Origin of the sequence: Streptomyces sp. Y1 (assembly GCF_041053115.1) — a bacterium.
GTDB lineage: Bacteria > Actinomycetota > Actinomycetes > Streptomycetales > Streptomycetaceae > Kitasatospora > Kitasatospora rubellomurina.
Genome location: NZ_CP163445.1, coordinates 814,935 through 831,112, shown reverse-complemented (window position 1 = coordinate 831,112; position 16,178 = coordinate 814,935). Strand labels below are relative to the sequence as shown.

The window sequence follows — 16,178 nt, the reverse complement described above, 5'->3', positions numbered from 1 at the left end:
CTCAACTCCCCTTCCGGGCCCGGCGGATGCGGACCAGGGCGAGGTTGAGCGCGCCGATGGCCAGCAGGATCAGCAGCATCGTCCAGGCCACGGCGGCGGCCCGGCCGAGGTGGAAGGCGTACCAGCCCTGGTCGTACAGGTAGAGCCCGAGGGTCTGGTACTGGTGGGCCGAGCCGCCGCTGTGGCCGGTCGCGCCGCCGCCGAACAGCAGGGGCTCGCCGAAGAGTTGGGTGGCCCCGATGCCGGAGACCACGACGGTGAACAGGATGGTGGGCCGGATGGACGGCACCGTGACGTGCCGGAACTGCTGCCACCGGTTGGCGCCGTCGAGCGCGGCCGCCTCGTACAGGTCGTGCGGGACGGCCTGCATGGCGGCGAGGTAGATCAGGGCGTTGTAGCCCGTCCAACGCCAGGTGACGATCACGGAGATGGCGATCTGGGAGCTCCAGGTGCCGCCCTCCCAGTCGACCGGGCCGAGGCCCAGGTGGCCCAGCGCCCAGTTGATCATCCCGTAGTCCCGCCCGAACAGCAGCGTGAACACCAGGGTCGCCGCCGCGATCGAGGTCGCGTAGGGCGCGAGCATCGCGATCCGGAAGAAGCCCCGGCCGCGCAGGCGGTAGTTGAGGAGGTGGGCCAGGCCGAGGGCCATCAGCAGCTGCGGCACGGTGGAGAGCAGGCCGATGGTCAGGGTGTTGCGCAGGGCGTTCCAGAACAGGTCGTCGTGGAGCATCCGGGTGTAGTTCCCGAAGCCGCGCCACTGCATCTGGTCGGACGTCTGGAGGTCGACGCTGTGCAGCGACACCCAGCCGGTGTAGATCAGCGGGAACAGGCCGAAGGCCAGGAAGCAGAGGAAGAACGGCGCGACGTACAGGTACGGCGACGCCTTGAGGTCCCACCGGTAGAGCCGGGTGCGCCAGGGGCGCGGCGGCGGGGGAGCGGGGCGCCTCCCGCCGGGGGCGGTGGCCGGGACGGCCTCGTCGAGCATGGTCGTGACCTCTCTCGGGAGGGCGGGGCCGGCCCCGTTCCGGCCGGTCGGGGCCGGGACGGGTGGGCGCCCGGGACGGGCCGTCAGTCGCTGACCTTGTCGTCGATCTCCTTGACGGCCGTGCTCCACGCCTTGGCGGGGTCGCTCTGGTGCTGCTCGATGCTGAGCAGGGCGCCGTTGGTGAGGGCGTCCTTGACGAGGCCGTCCCACTCGCCGATCACGGTCGGGTTGATGGACTGCGCGGTGGCGGCGAAGATCTGGCCGGTGGGCGTGTCGCCGAAGTAGTCGAGCTTGGCGCCCTGCACCTCCGGCCGGCTCAGCGCCCCGGTGGTGGAGGGCAGGTTGCCGACCGAGGTGAAGACCTTGGCCTGCTGGGCGGGCGCGGTGAGCCAGGCGGCGAGCGCCGCGGCCTCCTTCTGGTGCTTGCCGGCCTTGGGCACGGTGAGGAAGGAGCCGCCCCAGTTGCCGGCGGACGGGGCGGCGGCGATGTCCCACTTCCCCTTGTTGGCGGGCCCGGACTTGTCGGAGACGATGGCCGTCATCCAGGACGGGCAGGCCACGGTGGCGAACTTGGAGTTGGCGAACGCCTGGTTCCACGGGGTGTCGAACTGCTTGAGACCGGCGCTGATCCCGGCCTGGATCGCACCGGTGGACAGGTCCCAGGCGGTCTTGACGCCGGGGCTGTTCTTGTAGTCCAGCTTGCCGCTCGCGTCGTCGTACTGCAGGGGGCTGGAGGACACCACGGCGTTGAACAGGCCGCCGGCGGAGTCGGTGAAGAAGGTGCCGGCGGGCGCCTTGGCCTGGTACTGCTTGCCGGTGTCGAGGAACTTGGCCCAGTCGCCCTGCCAGAGCTTGGCCACCTCGGTGCGGTCGGTGGGCAGCCCGGCCTGCTGGAACAGGTCCTTGCGGTAGCAGATCGCCATCGGGCCGATGTCGGTGCCCAGGCCGATCACGGCGCCGCCCTGGGCGGTGGCCTGCTGCGACTTCCAGGGCAGGAAGGCGCCCTTGTCGACACCCGCCGCCGTGCCGAGGTCGACGAACTTGTTCGCCTGCTTCTTGACCACCTGGGCGATCCGGCCGACCTCGACCGCCTGGATGTCGTCCAGGCCGCTGCCCGAGGCCAGGTGGGTCTGCAGGGCGGGGTAGTAGTCGCTCTCCTGCTGGACGGTGTGCTCCACGATGGTGATGCCGGGGTGCTCGCGCATGTACGCGTCGAACAGGCCGGCCTCCTTGTAGCCGAAGGTGCCGTAGTCGCCCACGGTCAGGGTGACCTTGCCGCCGGAGGCCGCGCCCGTGCCGGTGCCGGTGCTGCTGCCGGAGCTGCTGCAGCCGGCGACCAGCAGGGCGCACAGGGCCGCGACGGCGGCGGCGGGCAGCGGCTTGCGCGCCCGACGGGCGGCGGCTGTTCTGGTGCTGGGGGTGGTGCCGGGGTTCCGCATGGCCGAATCTCCTCGTCCAGGGTGGTCCATGGCAAACGCCGCGCGAATGGCGGCCGGCATAGCTGGGGGAGCGGGGTGGAACACACTTGTGGGAGCGCTCCCACCGCGATGTGGGAAGATTGCTTCGCCGCGCGAGGCGTGTCAAGGGCGTGCATCGGCTCCGTTACCGGACCGTGTCGTCCGGCCGCCCTCGGTGCCGGTCGCCGCAGCCACCACCGCCGTCCGCATTCCGCCGTCCGAGTTCCGCCGTCCGAGTTCCGCCGTCCGCCGGGAGAACGATCATGAGCCGAGCCGCGCAGCAGCCACCCGCCGCCCGCCCCACCCTGGAGGCGGTCGCGGCGCGGGCCGGTGTGGGCCGGGGCACGGTGTCCCGCGTCGTCAACGGCTCGCCCAGGGTGAGCGCCAAGGCCCGCGCGGCGGTCGAGCAGGCCATCGCGGAGCTCGGTTACGTCCCCAACCAGGCGGCGCGCTCCCTGGTCACCTCCCGGACCGACGCCGTCGCGCTGGTCATCCCGGAGAGCGTGGCGAAACTGAGCTCCGAGCCCTACTTCTCCGACATCATCACCGGGGTCTCCGCCGAACTCGCCGATTCCGACCTGCAGTTGCTGCTGGTGCTGGTCCGCGACGAGCACGAGCGGGAGCGGCTGACCCGTTACCTCGCCGCCCGCCGGGTGGACGGCGTCCTGCTGGTCTCCGTGCACCAGGACGACCCGCTCCCCGAGCTGCTGGAGCGGCTGGAGCTGCCCGCCGTGCTCAGCGGCCGCCGCTCGGCGCAGGAGACGCTCGGCTACGTGCACGCCGACAACGCGGGCGGCGCCCGGGCGGCCGTCCGGCACCTGCTGTCCCGGGGCAGGACGGCCATCGCCACCGTCACCGGGCCGCTCGACATGGAGGCCGCCGCGGCGCGGCTGGCCGGCTACCGGCAGGCGCTCGACGAGGCCGCCGTCCCGGCCGACGAGGGCCTCGTCGCCCACGGGGACTTCACCGAGCACGGCGGACGCGAGGGCATGCGGGACCTGCTCGCCCGCCGGCCGGGCCTGGACGCGGTGTTCTGCGCCTCGGACCTGATGGCGGCGGGCGCGATGCAGGCGCTGCGCGAGGCGGGCCGGCGGGTGCCGCAGGACGTCGCCGTGGTCGGGTTCGACGACTCCGTGGTGGCCCGGCACACCGAGCCGCCGCTCACCAGCGTGCGCCAACCGACCGAGGAGATGGGGCGGTTGATGGTCCGGCTGCTGCTCGAGGAGATCGCCCGGCCGGCCCGGCTCCGCCGGCAGGTGGTCCTGCCGACGGAGCTGGTGGTGCGGGAGTCGGCGTGAGCGGGGCGTGACTACAGGCCGGCGAGGTGGGCGCGGTAGCCGGCGCCGAAGCCGGTCGGCGTGCCGTCGTAGGAGCTGATCAGCGCCGGGCCGCTGCCGCAGTCCCAGGTGTTCCAGGCCCAGGCGAGGTAGGAGACGCCGTGCCGGTCCAGCCACGGCAGCAGGGTGTCCAGGTAGCCGTGGGCGCAGTCGTTCTCGCCCGCCTCGCCGGTGACCACCGGGACCTGGGCCGCCAGCGGGCCGAGCTGGGCGTCCCAGCAGGAACTGGTGCTGCAGGCGTTGAAGTTGTAGGAGTGCCAGGACGCGGCCAGGTTGTGCAGCGGATCGGTCGGTCGGTACGCGGCCCACTGGGTGAGGTCGTTGGCGTACTCCAGGCCGCCCAGCAGCAGGACGTTGTCCGCGCCGGTCGAGCGCACCGCGTCGACCATCGCCTGCATGCCGGCGACCCGGAAGCCGATGCCGGCGCAGCTGCCGCCGTCCCGCCAGCAGGCCCAGCCACTGGCCGCGCTCCCGGTGGCGCGTGACGGGTAGGGCTCGTTGAATAGGTCGAAGACGGTGGCGTCGTCGCCCTTGAAGGTCTGCGCCACGGAGGTCCAGAACGGCAGCGCTCCGGCGGCGTCCGGCATGGGCTTCTGGCAGGTGGCGTCGGCGTCGGAGCAGCCGGCGGACGGTCCGGTGTACGCCCCGTCCGTCCAGTGGAGGTCCAGGACGGTCACCAGGCCGTTGCGGTGCAGCAGGTCGACGTAGCTCCGTACGGCGCTGATGTAGGCCGCGCCGGCGTAGGCGGGTTCGACGTTGGAGTGGCCGAGCCAGCAGTCCTCGTTGAGCGGCACGCGGACGGCGTTGATGCCCCAGGACTTCATCGCGGTGACGGACGTCTGGTCGGCCGGCCCGTCGAAGAAACCGTGGCCCTGGACGCACATGAACTCGGCGCCCGACCGGTTGACCCCGTGCAGGGTGATCGGGGTGCCGTCGGCCTTCGCCAGAGTGGCCCCGGCGACGTGCACGGCCGGGGCCTGCCCGGTCGGCGGCGGGCTGGTGGGCGGTGGGCTGGTCGGGGGTGGGCTGGTGGGCGGAGGACTGGTGGGCGGCGGGCTGGTGGGCGGCGGGCTCGACTGCGGCCCGCAGGCGGTGCCGTTGACGGTGAAGGCGGTGGGGGCGGTGTTGGGGCCGGTGTAGGAGAAGTTGGCGCTGGTGGTGTAGCCGGCGCCGGGGTTGATGGTGGGGGCGTAGGCGGGGTTGGTGACGGTGACGCTCTGCCCGGTCTGGGTCCAGGTGCCGTTCCAGCCGTTCTGGAGGGTCTGGTTGCCGGTGTAGGCGTAGCCGAGGGTCCAGCCGTTGATGGGGGTGGTGCCGGTGTCGGTGATGGTGACGTTGGCGGTGAACCCGCTGCCCCAGTCGTTGACGGCGTAACTCACGCCGCAGGAAAGGCTGCTGGCGGTGGGCGCCGCCGAGGCGGTGAGCGGGAGCACCGCCAGGGCGGTGCACGCGGCGGTGGCGGCGGCGAAGGCGGCGGTACGGGCACGGGCGGCTCTGGGCATGCCGAACTCCTCGGGGGTGGGGGCCGGGGCCGCCGGTGCGGCCCCGGCCGGGGGAGGTCAGCTCGCGGTGCAGGTCAGCGTCGGGGCGGTGTTGCCGCCCGCGTAGGTCGCCTGGAAGCCGAAGCTGGTGGTGGCGTTCGGCGCCAGGGCGCCGTTGTACGCCTGGCTGGCGGCCGTCACGGCGGCGCCGCTCTGCGCGGTGGTGGCGTTCCAGCTGTTGGTGATCTGCTGGTTGCCGCCCCAACTCCAGGTGACCGTCCAGGACTTGGTCGGCGTGGTGCCCGTGTTGGCGACGGTGACGCCGGCGGTGAAGCCGCTGCCCCAGTCGTTGCCGACCGCGTAGGTGGCGGAGCAGCCGCTGCTGCCGCCGCCGCCACCGCCGGACGTCGCCGTGGTGGCGGTCACCGCGAGGGAGGCGGGGGAGGTGTTCCCGGCCGCGTCCTGCGCGGTGACGGTGTACTGGTAGGCGGTGGCGGCGGAGAGCCCGGAGTCGGTGTAGCTCGTGCCGGTCGCGGTGGCGACCTTGACCCCGTTGCGGTACACCGAGTACCCGGTCACGGCGGCCGGGCCGGTGGAGGCCGTCCAGCTGAGCGACACGCTGCTGCTGGTGGTGCCGGTGACGGTCACGCCGCTCGGCGCGGTCGGGCCGGTGGTGGTGCCGCCGGAGCCGTCGAACGCGGGGTAGGCGTTCTGGACCAGCTGCCGGAACTGGGCCGGGTACCACTGGCCCGCCGGGACGTTGGCGTCGGACATGGAGTCGGTCGGGTAGGAGTTGCCGTTCCCGTCGCTCTGGGTGCCGTTCGGGTCGCAGTGCGGGTCGCCGTGGGGGTGGGTGGCGGAGGGGTAGTCGCCGTCCGACTCACCCGGCGGCTTGACCCAGAGGAACGCGATGATCGGGCTGCCCGCGCCGTACGGCAGGGCCTGCGGACGGGCGCCGATGCCGGCGCCGTTGATGTTGCACCAGTCGCCGCGGAAGGGCTTCTTGTCGACCTTGTTGGCCGCGACGTACGCGTCCACCGTGGTCGGGCCGGAGTTCAGCGCGGTGGGCCGGGTGGGGCCGCCCCAGCCGTTGCGCGAGGTGTCGACCAGCATGCCGATGCTGCTCGGGAACCCGTTGGACACCAGGGTGGAGTACATCGCGGTGTTGTAGTGGTACTCGTCGAACACGGGGTTGTACTGGTAGAAGTTGGCCGACTTGAGCGGCTGCCCGCCGACGGTGAGGTCCGGGTTGGTCAGGAACGGCTCGGTCAGCGGGGTGGTGTTGGCGGTGTCGCTGACGAAGCCGTCGACGCTGGCGAACCCGGCGGTGGTGGCCTGGGCGATCTTGGCGTACTCCTTGCCCGCCGGGACCATGTTGGTGGACCAGCCGAGCCAGCCCGCGTGGCCGATGTCCAGGTAGTTGTAGACGTTGGGGATCGCGTGCAGCTTGTTGAGCGCGTACTCGACGCCCGACTCGTAGAACGGCGCGGCGGTGGCGCAGGCCGGCTTGGACTGGTTGGTGACGGTGTTGGGCAGGGAGTCCGGCTCGATGATGGCCGCGACCCGCAGGCCCGCGTACTTCGGGTTGGCCAGGACGGCCGCGATCGGGTCGATGTACTGCGTCTCGTAGGTGGTCAACCCTGCTGCTGTGGCGGGGAGTTCACCGTTGGAGGCGATGGCGGCGCAGTCCCGGCCGGGCAGGTCGTAGATGACGACCTGGAGGACGACCGGTGTGCTCCCCGCCTGCTGCTGGGCGAGGGCGTGGTCGAGGTGGGCCTGGAGGCCGAGCCGCCCGCCGTCGCCGGCGATCGCGCCGATGTGGTCCATCCAGACGGCGGTCGGGTTGGCGGCGACCTGGGTTTCGAGCGCGCCCAGGGCCCCGCCGTCGGCGGTGGCCTGGGCCTTGACCTCGGCCGCGAAGTCGGGGTTGAGGTAGCCGGTCGCGCCGGCGAAGGGGTTGGTGACGTGGACGGGGGTGGCCGCGTGCGCGGGGGTGGCGGCGCCGATGCTCGGCAGCAGTCCGGTGACGCCGAGCAGCGAGGCGGCCGCTGCCGTGCGTAGCCGGCGCAGGACGGAACGGGACACGTCCGGGTCCTTTCACGGGGGGTGGGAGTCCTGACGGGATCGCCTAATGGGGTGGGAGCGCGCCCAGATCGGGGCGCGGCGATCCCCCCACATCAAGCCAGGGCCGGTGAAACACCGTCAAGAGGCGCGGGAGCGCTCCCACGAGAGGCTGAAACTTACAGGCCGCCGCGCCGGGTGGCGCACGGCCCGGGGTGCCGGGCTCCGCCGCTGGTCGCCGCCGTGGTCCGGCCCCCGGCGGCCCCCGGCAGCTGAGCCCGTCCCCCCGGCCCCGGCCCCGGCCCCGCGCACCCGCGGGGTCGGGGTCCCCGGGCGGCCCTGGGAGCCGCGGATATTTCCGAAACATCGTCGAAACATTCAACCGCGTATTGACGCGTCCCGTACACCCCGAGTTACCTAGCCGCGGGAGCGCGACCCACCGCCGCGCTGCTCCCGCCCCCCGAACCGACGGCCCCACCACCGTCCTCCTTCGCGCGCCAACGCCCGCTGACCACGCGGGTGTTCACCCCCCACCCCCCACGGAACGACCCCGGAGGTCGACCATGCCCCTTCGCAGGATCCTGACCGGACTGCACCGCGCCTGGACCGCCGCCCTGGTCCTGGCGCTGGTGCTCGCGACCGGCGCGCTGGCCGCGACGAGCCCGGCCGCGGCCGCCGGCACCACGCTCAAGGCGGCCGCGGAAGCGAACGGCCGGTACTTCGGCACCGCGCTGGAGGGCGGCGACCTCGGCGCCCCAGGCGAGACCGCCGTCGCCGCGGCGCAGTTCGACATGCTGACCCCGGCCAACGAGATGAAGTGGGACACCATCGAGCCGTCCCCGGGCGCGTACAACTTCGGGCCGGGCGACCGGATCGTCCAGTTCGCCAAGTCCCACGGCATGCGCGTGCGCGGCCACAACCTGGTGTGGCAGAACCAACTCCCCTCCTGGGCCGCGAACCTGCCGCTCAACCAGGTGCGCTCCGCGATGGAGTCCCACATCACGGCGGAGGCCACCCACTACAAGGGCCAGGTCTACGCCTGGGACGTGATCAACGAGCCCTTCAACGGCGACGGCTCCTACGTCCAGGACGTGTTCTACCGGGCGATGGGCGAGGGCTACTTCGCCGACGCGCTGCGCACCGCGCACGCCGCGGACCCGGGAGCGAAGCTCTACATCAACGACTACAACATCGAGGGCGTGAACGCGAAGAGCGACGCCCTCTACCGCCTGGCCCGGTCGCTGCTCGCCCAGGGCGTGCCGCTCGGCGGCATCGGCCTTGAGAGCCACTTCGTCCTCGGCCAGGTCCCCGCCGACCTGCAGGCCGACATCCAGCGGTTCGCGAACCTGGGCCTGGACGTGGCCGTCACCGAACTGGACGACCGCATCCAGCTCCCCGCCTCCGGCGCCGCGCTCCAGCAGCAGGCCGCCGACTACGCCGCCGTCGTCAAGGCCTGCACGGCCGTGTCCCGCTGCGTGGGCGTGAGCCAGTGGGGCGTGGACGACGCCCACTCCTGGATCCCCGGCACCTTCCCCGGCACCGGCGCCGCCACCATGTACGACGGCAACGACCAGCCCAAGCCGGCCTACTACGCGGCGCTCTCCGCCCTCGGCGGCTCGACCCCCGGCGGCGGTGGCAGCACCACGGGCGCGCTGCGCGCGGTCGGTGCCGGCAAGTGCCTGGACGTGCCGAACGCGTCGACCACGGCGGGCACCCAGGTGCAGATCTACAGCTGCTGGGGCGGCACCAACCAGACCTGGACGCGCACCTCGGCGGGCGAGCTGAGCGTCTACGACGGCGGCAGCCGGATGTGCCTGGACGCCTCCGGGCAGGGCGCGGCCAACGGCACCAAGGTGGTCGTCTGGTCGTGCAACGGCCAGGCCAACCAGCAGTGGCACCTGAACGCGGACGGCACCGTCACCGGGGCCCAGTCCGGTCTGTGCCTGGACGTGTCCGGCGCCTCCACCGCCGATGGCGCCCTGGTCCAGCTGTGGACCTGCGGCGGCGGCCGCAACCAGCAGTGGACCCTCGGCTGACACCGACACTGACACCGACACTGACACCGCAGCACGGTGCGGCCGGACGGTACCGGGACTCCCGGACCGCCCGGCCGCACCGCTGTCCGGCCCGGCGACCAGGCGACCGGGCGACCCGACCCTCAGTCAGGCCGCCGGCTGCGCGCGCGGCGCGGCGGTGCTGCTGCGCACCACCAGGCTGGTGGCCAGGTCCACCCGCAGCGTGCCGGGCCGCACCCCGCGGGCCAGGTCGATCACCAGGCGGGTCGCCGTCTCGGCCATCTCGGTCAGCGGCTGGCGCACGGTGGTCAGCGGCGGGCCGACCCAGCGGGCCAGCGGCAGGTCGTCGAAGCCGACCACGCTGAGGTCCTCCGGGATGCGCAGCCCCAGCTCGCGGGCGGCCTCGTACAGGCCGAGCGCCTGGAGGTCGTTCCCGGCGAAGACGGCGGTCGGCCGCTCCGGCAGACGCAGCAGCTCCAGGCCGAGCAGGCGCCCGGACTCGTGGTGGAAGTCGCCCTCGCGGACCAGTCGCGGGTCGTACGGGATGCCCGCCATGTCGAGCGCGGCGCGGTAGCCGTCGGCCCGGGCCCGGCTGCACATCATCCGCGCGGGGCCGCCGAGCAGGCCGATCCGGCGGTGGCCGAGGTCGAGCAGGTGCCGGGTCGCGGCGAGGCCGCCGTCCCAGTTGGTGGTGCCCACGGCGGGCACCTCCTGGCCGGGGTCGCCGGCCGGGTCCAGCACCACGAAGGGGATGTCCCGGCGGGCCAGTTGCTCGCGCAGCGAGCGGTCCAGGTCGGACAGCACCAGCACCACGCCGGTGGGGCGGCGGGCGAGCACCCCGTCTACCCAGGACTGGCCGGGGCCGTGCCGTTCGGCGGACTCGGAGAGCACGATGCTCAGGCCCTCGTCGCGGACGGCGTTCTCGACGCCGCGGATCACCTCCACCGCCCAGGCGCTCTCCAGCTCGTGGAAGACCAGTTCCAGCAGCGGGCTCGTCTGACGGTTGCCGCGCCGCCGCCGGTAGCCGTACCGGTGGAGCAGTTCCTCCACCCGTTCCCGGGTGGCCGGGGCGACGTCGGCGCGTCCGTTCAGGACTTTCGAAACAGTCGGCGCGGAGACCCCCGCCTCCTGCGCGATCTCGGCCAGCGTGGCCGCTCTGTCCACGGGTTCCTCCTGCACTGCCCCTGCTAGGGCGAACTCCGTCGTGGGTGGCTGTCGGGCACGGCCCGGGGGCGGTCCGTACCGCACGGATGCTAGCCCGCCGGCGGGCCGGAGCCGATCCCGTCCGCACTCTTGACGGGCGGTCAGGTCGGCTCTAGGTTTCCCACAACATTCGGCAACTTGCTCGAAACATTCGAACTGAGGGCAGGATATGCGATCGAGACTCGCTGCGATGACCGTTGTCACCGCACTCGTCCTGGGAACGTCCGCCGCCTGCGGCTCCGGTGACGGCTCCTCCGACGCCGGGGGCGGGACGATCCACGTGCTGGTCTACGGAGACGCCGGGAACAAGGTCGAGAAGCAGATCGTCGACACGTTCAACAAGACCTCCAAGGTCAAGGCGGTGCTCGACACCATCCCCGGAGCGGACTACCAGCAGAAGCTCCAGACCGTCATCAACACCTCGCGGGCCCCGGACGTCTTCTTCAACTGGGGTGGCGGCTCCATTCAGCCGTTCGTCAAGGCGGGCCTGCTGCTGCCGCTGGACGAGTTCATCGCGAAGGACCCGGGCCTGAAGGACAACTTCCTCCCCTCGGTCTTCAACTCGGCCGTGGTCGACGGCAAGCCGTACGGAGTGCCGATGCGCGGCACCCAGCCGGTGCTGCTGTTCCACAACAAGAAGGTCCTCGCGGACGCCGGGCTGACGCCGCCGAAGACCTGGGACGAACTCCTCACCGCCGTCCAGGCGTTGAAGGCCAAGGGCATCACGCCGATCTCGCTCGGCGGCGGCGACCAGTGGCCCACCCTGATGTGGTTCGAGTACCTCTACGACCGGATCGCCGGCCCCGGCCTGTTCCAGAAGGCGCTCGGCGGCGACCGGGAGGCGTGGGGGAGCGAGGACAGCCGCAAGGCCCTGGCCGCGATCAGGCAACTCGTCGACGCCGGGGCCTTCGGGAGCAACTTCGACTCCGTCAAGTTCACCGACGGCGGCTCCCCGGCCCTGGTCGCCAAGGGCAGGGCCGCCTTCGAGCTCATGGGCTCCTGGTACTACTCCACCCAGCAGGACGCCAACCCGGACTTCGCCAAGTCGGGCCTCGGCTACACCGGTTTCCCGTCCCTGAGCGGCGGCAAGGGCGACGCGGCCGACGTCGTCGGCAACACCAACAACTTCTACTCCGTGCTCAAGAAGTCCAAGCACCCGGAGGCCGCCGCGGCCTTCCTCAAGCTGATGTACTCCGACGAGTTCGTGAAGGCCCAGCTGTCCATCGGCAACCTCCCGACCACCACCAACACCCCCGACCACCTCGACCTCTCCGCCAGCCCGGCCTACTCGAAGGACCAGTACCAGATGGTCAAGGCCGCCCCCTCGTTCCAGCTCTCCTGGGACCAGGCGTACCCGCCGAGCGCCATGACCCCGATGCACACCGCCGTCCAGCAGTTCTTCAACGGCGCCCTCGACGCCGACGGCTTCATCAAGGCCATGCGGGCCTTGCCGACCTCATGACGCGCCGCATGACGCGCCGCATGACGCGCCGCATGACGCGCCGTCCGACGCGCCGCGTACGGGCCGGCGCGGAGGCGACCCGCCCGGGCGTCGTGTGGGCGCTCCCGGCGGCAGTGTTCTTCCTGATGTTCGCGCTCACACCGCTGCTGCTGGTCGCCGTCCTCTCCTTCGCCAGCTGGGACGGCATCGGCGACCCGCGCTTCAACGGCCTGGACAACTGGACCGCCCTGGCGGACGACCCGGTGATGCTCCAGTCCGTCTGGACGACCCTGCTGCTCACCGCCCTCGGGGTGGTGACCCAGACGCCGATCAGCATCCTGCTCGGCGTCTGGGCCGCCGGGAAGCAGCGCAACCGGGCCGTGCTCTCGGCCGTCTACTTCGTGCCGCTGCTGCTCTCGGCGACCGCCGTCTCGGTGGTGTGGCGCGCCGTCCTCGACCCGAACTTCGGCGTCCCGGCCGAGCTCACCTGGCTGTTCGGCGACGGCAACCTGCTCGGCAGCAAGGCCGGGGCGATCGGGGTGCTGACCTTCGTCGGCGTCTGGCAGTTCACCCCGCTGCACGCGCTGATCTACCAGGGCGGCGCCCGGGCCATCCCCCAGGTGCTCTACCAGGCCGCGGCCGTCGACGGGGCGGGCCGGGTGCGGCAGTTCCTCCACATCACCCTGCCGCAGCTGCGCAACACCATCATCACCTCGGTGATCCTGATGGTCGTCGGCGGACTGACCACCTTCGACACGGTGCTGATCCTCACCCAGGGCGGCCCCGGCACGGACACCACCGTCACCTCCTACTACATGTACCAGAAGGCCTTCAAGAGCTTCGACTTCGGCACCGGGTCGGCCGTCGCGCTGGTCCTCGTGGTGGTCGCCACCCTGATCTCGCTCGCGGTGGTCCGGATCTCCGGCTACGACAAGATGCGCGGCACGACGGAGGGCCTGTGATGCGACGGCGCCCCAACATCCTGGCCGGGTTCGGCTCCCTGGTGTGGCTGGTGCTGGTCGGCCTGCCGCTGTACGTCCTGCTGATCGCCACCTTCCGCACCCGCTCCGACTACTCCACCGAGGGCCCGCTCAGCCTGCCCCGGCAGTGGACCCTGCAGAACTACCTGACCGACCTCTCCTCCGGCTTCGGCCGGGACTTCCTCAACACCCTGACCGTCACCGCCGGCGTGGTCGCCATCGTCCTGCTGGTCGTCCCGCCGCTCTCCTACGCCATCGTGCGCGCCCGCGGCCGGGTGACCGGCTGGGTGTTCCGGCTGTTCCTGCTGGGCCTGGCGATCCCCGCCCAGGCCGTCATCGTGCCGATGTTCTTCGTCATCAGCAAGACCGGCCTGTACGACCACCTGCTCGGCGTCATCCTCCCGACCGCGGCCTTCTGCCTGCCGGTCTGCACCCTGGTGCTGACCGGGTCCATGCGCGACATCAGCCCCGAGCTGTACGAGGCGATGGCGATGGACGGGGCCTCCCCGGCGCGGATGTTCCGCCAGTTGGTGATCCCGCTGTCCAAGGGCGGGCTGTCCTCGATCACGGTCTTCGCCGCCCTCCAGGCCTGGAACGGCTTCCTCTTCCCGCTGATCCTCACCCAGTCCGACTCCACCAAGCTCATCACCCTCGGCCTGTACGACTTCCAGACCGAACACGGCGTGGACGTGCCCGGACTGCTCAGCGCCGTCGTGCTGTCCATGCTCCCCGTCTTCGTCGTCTACCTGTTCGCCCGCCGCGCCCTGGTCCAGGGCCTGACGGGGGTGGGAGGAAAGTGAACGCTCACATGGATCACATGGCTGCTCACACGGCCCCCGAACCCGCGCCCGCGTGGCGCGACACCACACTCACCCCGGAGGCCAGGGCCGACGCCCTGATCGCCGCGATGACCCTGCGGGAGAAGACCGCCCAACTGGTCGGCGTCTGGGTCGGCGCCGACGCCGGCGGCGACGAAGTCGCCCCGCACCAGCACGAGATGGAGCCGGCACCCGACCTCGCCACCCTCCTGCCGTACGGCCTCGGCCAGCTCACCCGACCGTTCGGCACCGCCCCGGTGGACCCGGCGCTCGGCGCGCTCTCGCTCCTGCGCACCCAGCAGAGGATCGCCGCCGCCAACCGCTTCGGCATCCCGGCGCTGGCCCACGAGGAGTGCCTGGCCGGCTTCGCCGCCTGGGGAGCCACCGCCTACCCGGTGCCGCTGTCCTGGGGCGCCGCCTTCAACCCGGAGCTGGTCCGGGCGATGGCCGCCGCCATCGGCCGCGACCTGCGGGCCGTCGGGGTGCACCAGGGCCTGGCCCCGGTGCTCGACGTGGTCCGCGACGCCCGCTGGGGGCGGGTCGAGGAGACCATCGGCGAGGACCCGTACCTGGTCGGCACCATCGCCACCGCCTACGTCCAGGGCCTGGAGTCGGCCGGCGTCGTCGCGACCCTCAAGCACTTCGCCGGGTACTCCGCCTCCCGCGCCGGACGCAACCTCGCCCCCGTCTCGATGGGCCCGCGCGAGCGCGCCGACGTCATCCTGCCGCCCTTCGAGATGACCGTCCGCGAAGGCCGGCCCCGCTCGGTCATGCCCGCCTACACCGACACCGACGGCCTCCCCTCCACCGCCGACCAGGCCCTGCTCACCGGGCTGCTCCGGGACACCTGGGGGTTCACCGGCACGGTCGTCGCCGACTACTTCGCCATCGCGTTCCTCGCCACCCTGCACGGCGTGGCCGAGGACCGCTCCGCCGCCGCCGGGCAGGCACTGGCCGGCGGAGTCGACGTCGAGCTGCCGACCGTCGACGCCTTCGGACAGCCGCTGTTCGACGCGGTCGTCACGGGCGCCGTGCCCGAGCGGCTGATCGACCGGGCGCTGCGCCGCGTCCTCGTCCAGAAGGCCGAACTCGGGCTGCTGGACGCCGACTGGAGCCCCGTACCGGCCGCCCTGGCCGGCGCCGACCTGAGCGATCCGCAGGCGCTGCGCGGTCTCGTCGACCTCGACCGGCCCGCCAACCGGGCACTCGCCACCGACCTCGCCGAGCAGGCCGTGGTGCTCCTGCGCAACGACGGCCTGCTGCCGCTGCGCGACCCCGCCCGGATCGCGCTGATCGGCCCGAACGCCGACGAACCCACCGCCGTCCTCGGCTGCTACTCCTTCCCGGTGCACGTCGGCGGACAGCACCCCGGCACCCCGCTCGGCATCGAACTGCCCACCCTGCGCGAGGCGTTGGCGGCGGAGTTCAAGGGCAGCGAGCTGCGCACGGTGCGCGGCGTGACGGTCGACGGCGAGGACACCGACGGCATCGCCGAGGCCGTCCGCGCCGCCCGGTGGGCCGATGTGGTGGTGCTCGCCCTCGGCGACCGCGCCGGACTGTTCGGGCGCGGCACCAGCGGTGAGGGCTGCGACGTCGAATCGCTCGAACTTCCTGGCAAGCAGCGGCAGTTGATGGAGGAGGTGGTGGACTCCGGGACGCCCGCGGTGGTCACCCTGCTGGCCGGGCGGCCGTACGCGCTCGGGCGCGCCGTCACCGGGGCGGCCGGGATCGTCCAGTGCTTCTTCCCGGGCGAGGCCGGGACGCGGGCGCTGGCCGGCGTGCTCAGCGGGCGGGTCAACCCGTCCGGGCGGCTGCCCGTCTCCGTCCCCGCCCACCCCGGGGTCCAGCCCTCCACCTACCTGGCCGCCCGCCTGGCCCAGGCCGGCGAGGTCTCCAGCACCGACCCGACGCCCGCCTTCGGCTTCGGACACGGGCTCGGCTACAGCGAGTTCGCCTGGTCCGACCTGGAGGTGCGGGAGGCCGAGACCGGAACCGACGGCGCGTTCCGGCTCGCCTTCCGGCTCCGCAACACCGGCACCCGGGCGGGCACCGAGGTCGTGCAGCTCTACCTGCACGACCCGGTGGCCGGCGTCGTCCAGCCGGTGCAGCGGCTGGTCGGCTACCGCCGGATCCCGCTGGAGGCCGGAGCGGCCTGCCGGGTGGAGCTGACCCTCCCCGCCGACCTGGCCGGCTTCACGGGCCGGGACGGCGGGCGGGTCGTCGAGCCCGGAGCACTGGAACTGCGGATCTCCGCCTCCAGCGCCGACCCCCGCCTCACCGTGCCGCTGCGTCTGACCGGCCCGGCCCGGGCGCTCGACCACACCCGCCGGCTGCACCCGACCGTCACCGTCCACAGCCTCCCGCCGGCCGCCGTCCCGTGACCGGGCCCGCGGCCGGTCG

The 16,178-nt window shown here is 72.6% G+C and carries 11 protein-coding genes; 6 read left to right on the top strand and 5 right to left on the bottom strand.

The genetic code is table 11. The features are described from left to right. Position 1 precedes the first annotated feature (1 nt). The gene (locus AB2U05_RS03380; protein WP_369182373.1) at positions 2 to 985 is read right to left on the bottom strand and encodes a carbohydrate ABC transporter permease; all 984 of its coding nucleotides are present in this window, start codon (positions 983 to 985) and stop codon (positions 2 to 4) included. An 83-nt stretch (positions 986 to 1,068) separates the two neighbouring features. Continuing rightward, complete coding sequence (locus AB2U05_RS03375; RefSeq protein WP_369182372.1) at positions 1,069 to 2,424, bottom strand: ABC transporter substrate-binding protein; 1,356 nt, start codon at positions 2,422 to 2,424, stop codon at positions 1,069 to 1,071. Positions 2,425 to 2,705: 281 nt separating this feature from the next. On the opposite strand from AB2U05_RS03375, the gene AB2U05_RS03370 reads away from it, so the two are divergent. Further along, positions 2,706 to 3,740: a LacI family DNA-binding transcriptional regulator gene (locus AB2U05_RS03370; RefSeq protein WP_045705041.1), complete on the top strand. Its 1,035-nt coding sequence runs from the start codon at positions 2,706 to 2,708 to the stop codon at positions 3,738 to 3,740. Positions 3,741 to 3,751: 11 nt separating this feature from the next. Here AB2U05_RS03370 and AB2U05_RS03365 read toward each other — a convergent pair whose 3' ends face one another. Both AB2U05_RS03365 and AB2U05_RS03360 read right to left on the bottom strand, forming a co-directional pair. Next, positions 3,752 to 5,281 (bottom strand): cellulase family glycosylhydrolase, encoded by a 1,530-nt coding sequence (locus AB2U05_RS03365; protein ID WP_369182371.1) that lies wholly within the window; start codon positions 5,279 to 5,281, stop codon positions 3,752 to 3,754. Positions 5,282 to 5,338: 57 nt separating this feature from the next. Then, positions 5,339 to 7,345 carry a glycoside hydrolase family 6 protein gene (locus tag AB2U05_RS03360; protein WP_369182370.1) on the bottom strand — a complete coding sequence of 669 codons (2,007 nt, stop codon included), beginning with the start codon at positions 7,343 to 7,345 and terminating at the stop codon, positions 5,339 to 5,341. A 539-nt stretch (positions 7,346 to 7,884) separates the two neighbouring features. Between AB2U05_RS03360 and AB2U05_RS03355 the strand changes: the two genes are divergently transcribed. After that, positions 7,885 to 9,357, top strand: a complete 1,473-nt coding sequence (locus tag AB2U05_RS03355) for an endo-1,4-beta-xylanase (protein ID WP_369182369.1) — start codon at positions 7,885 to 7,887, stop codon at positions 9,355 to 9,357. Positions 9,358 to 9,483: 126 nt separating this feature from the next. Here AB2U05_RS03355 and AB2U05_RS03350 read toward each other — a convergent pair whose 3' ends face one another. After that, positions 9,484 to 10,500, bottom strand: a complete 1,017-nt coding sequence (locus AB2U05_RS03350) for a LacI family DNA-binding transcriptional regulator (RefSeq protein ID WP_369182368.1) — start codon at positions 10,498 to 10,500, stop codon at positions 9,484 to 9,486. Positions 10,501 to 10,729: 229 nt separating this feature from the next. Between AB2U05_RS03350 and AB2U05_RS03345 the strand changes: the two genes are divergently transcribed. Genes AB2U05_RS03345 through AB2U05_RS03330 form a run of 4 tightly spaced genes read left to right on the top strand, consistent with a single transcriptional unit; the run spans position 10,730 to position 16,159 of the window. After that, positions 10,730 to 12,001 carry an ABC transporter substrate-binding protein gene (locus AB2U05_RS03345; protein WP_369182367.1) on the top strand — a complete coding sequence of 424 codons (1,272 nt, stop codon included), beginning with the start codon at positions 10,730 to 10,732 and terminating at the stop codon, positions 11,999 to 12,001. A 32-nt stretch (positions 12,002 to 12,033) separates the two neighbouring features. Beyond that, complete coding sequence (locus AB2U05_RS03340) at positions 12,034 to 12,942, top strand: carbohydrate ABC transporter permease (protein ID WP_369182366.1); 909 nt, start codon at positions 12,034 to 12,036, stop codon at positions 12,940 to 12,942. Then, a complete protein-coding gene (locus AB2U05_RS03335; protein WP_045708711.1) occupies positions 12,942 to 13,760 on the top strand; it encodes a carbohydrate ABC transporter permease in 819 nt (272 codons plus the stop codon). The genes AB2U05_RS03340 and AB2U05_RS03335 overlap by 1 nt, the downstream gene beginning before the upstream one ends. A 17-nt stretch (positions 13,761 to 13,777) precedes the next feature. After that, positions 13,778 to 16,159 (top strand): beta-glucosidase, encoded by a 2,382-nt coding sequence (locus AB2U05_RS03330; protein WP_369182365.1) that lies wholly within the window; start codon positions 13,778 to 13,780, stop codon positions 16,157 to 16,159. Positions 16,160 to 16,178: the final 19 nt, after the last annotated feature.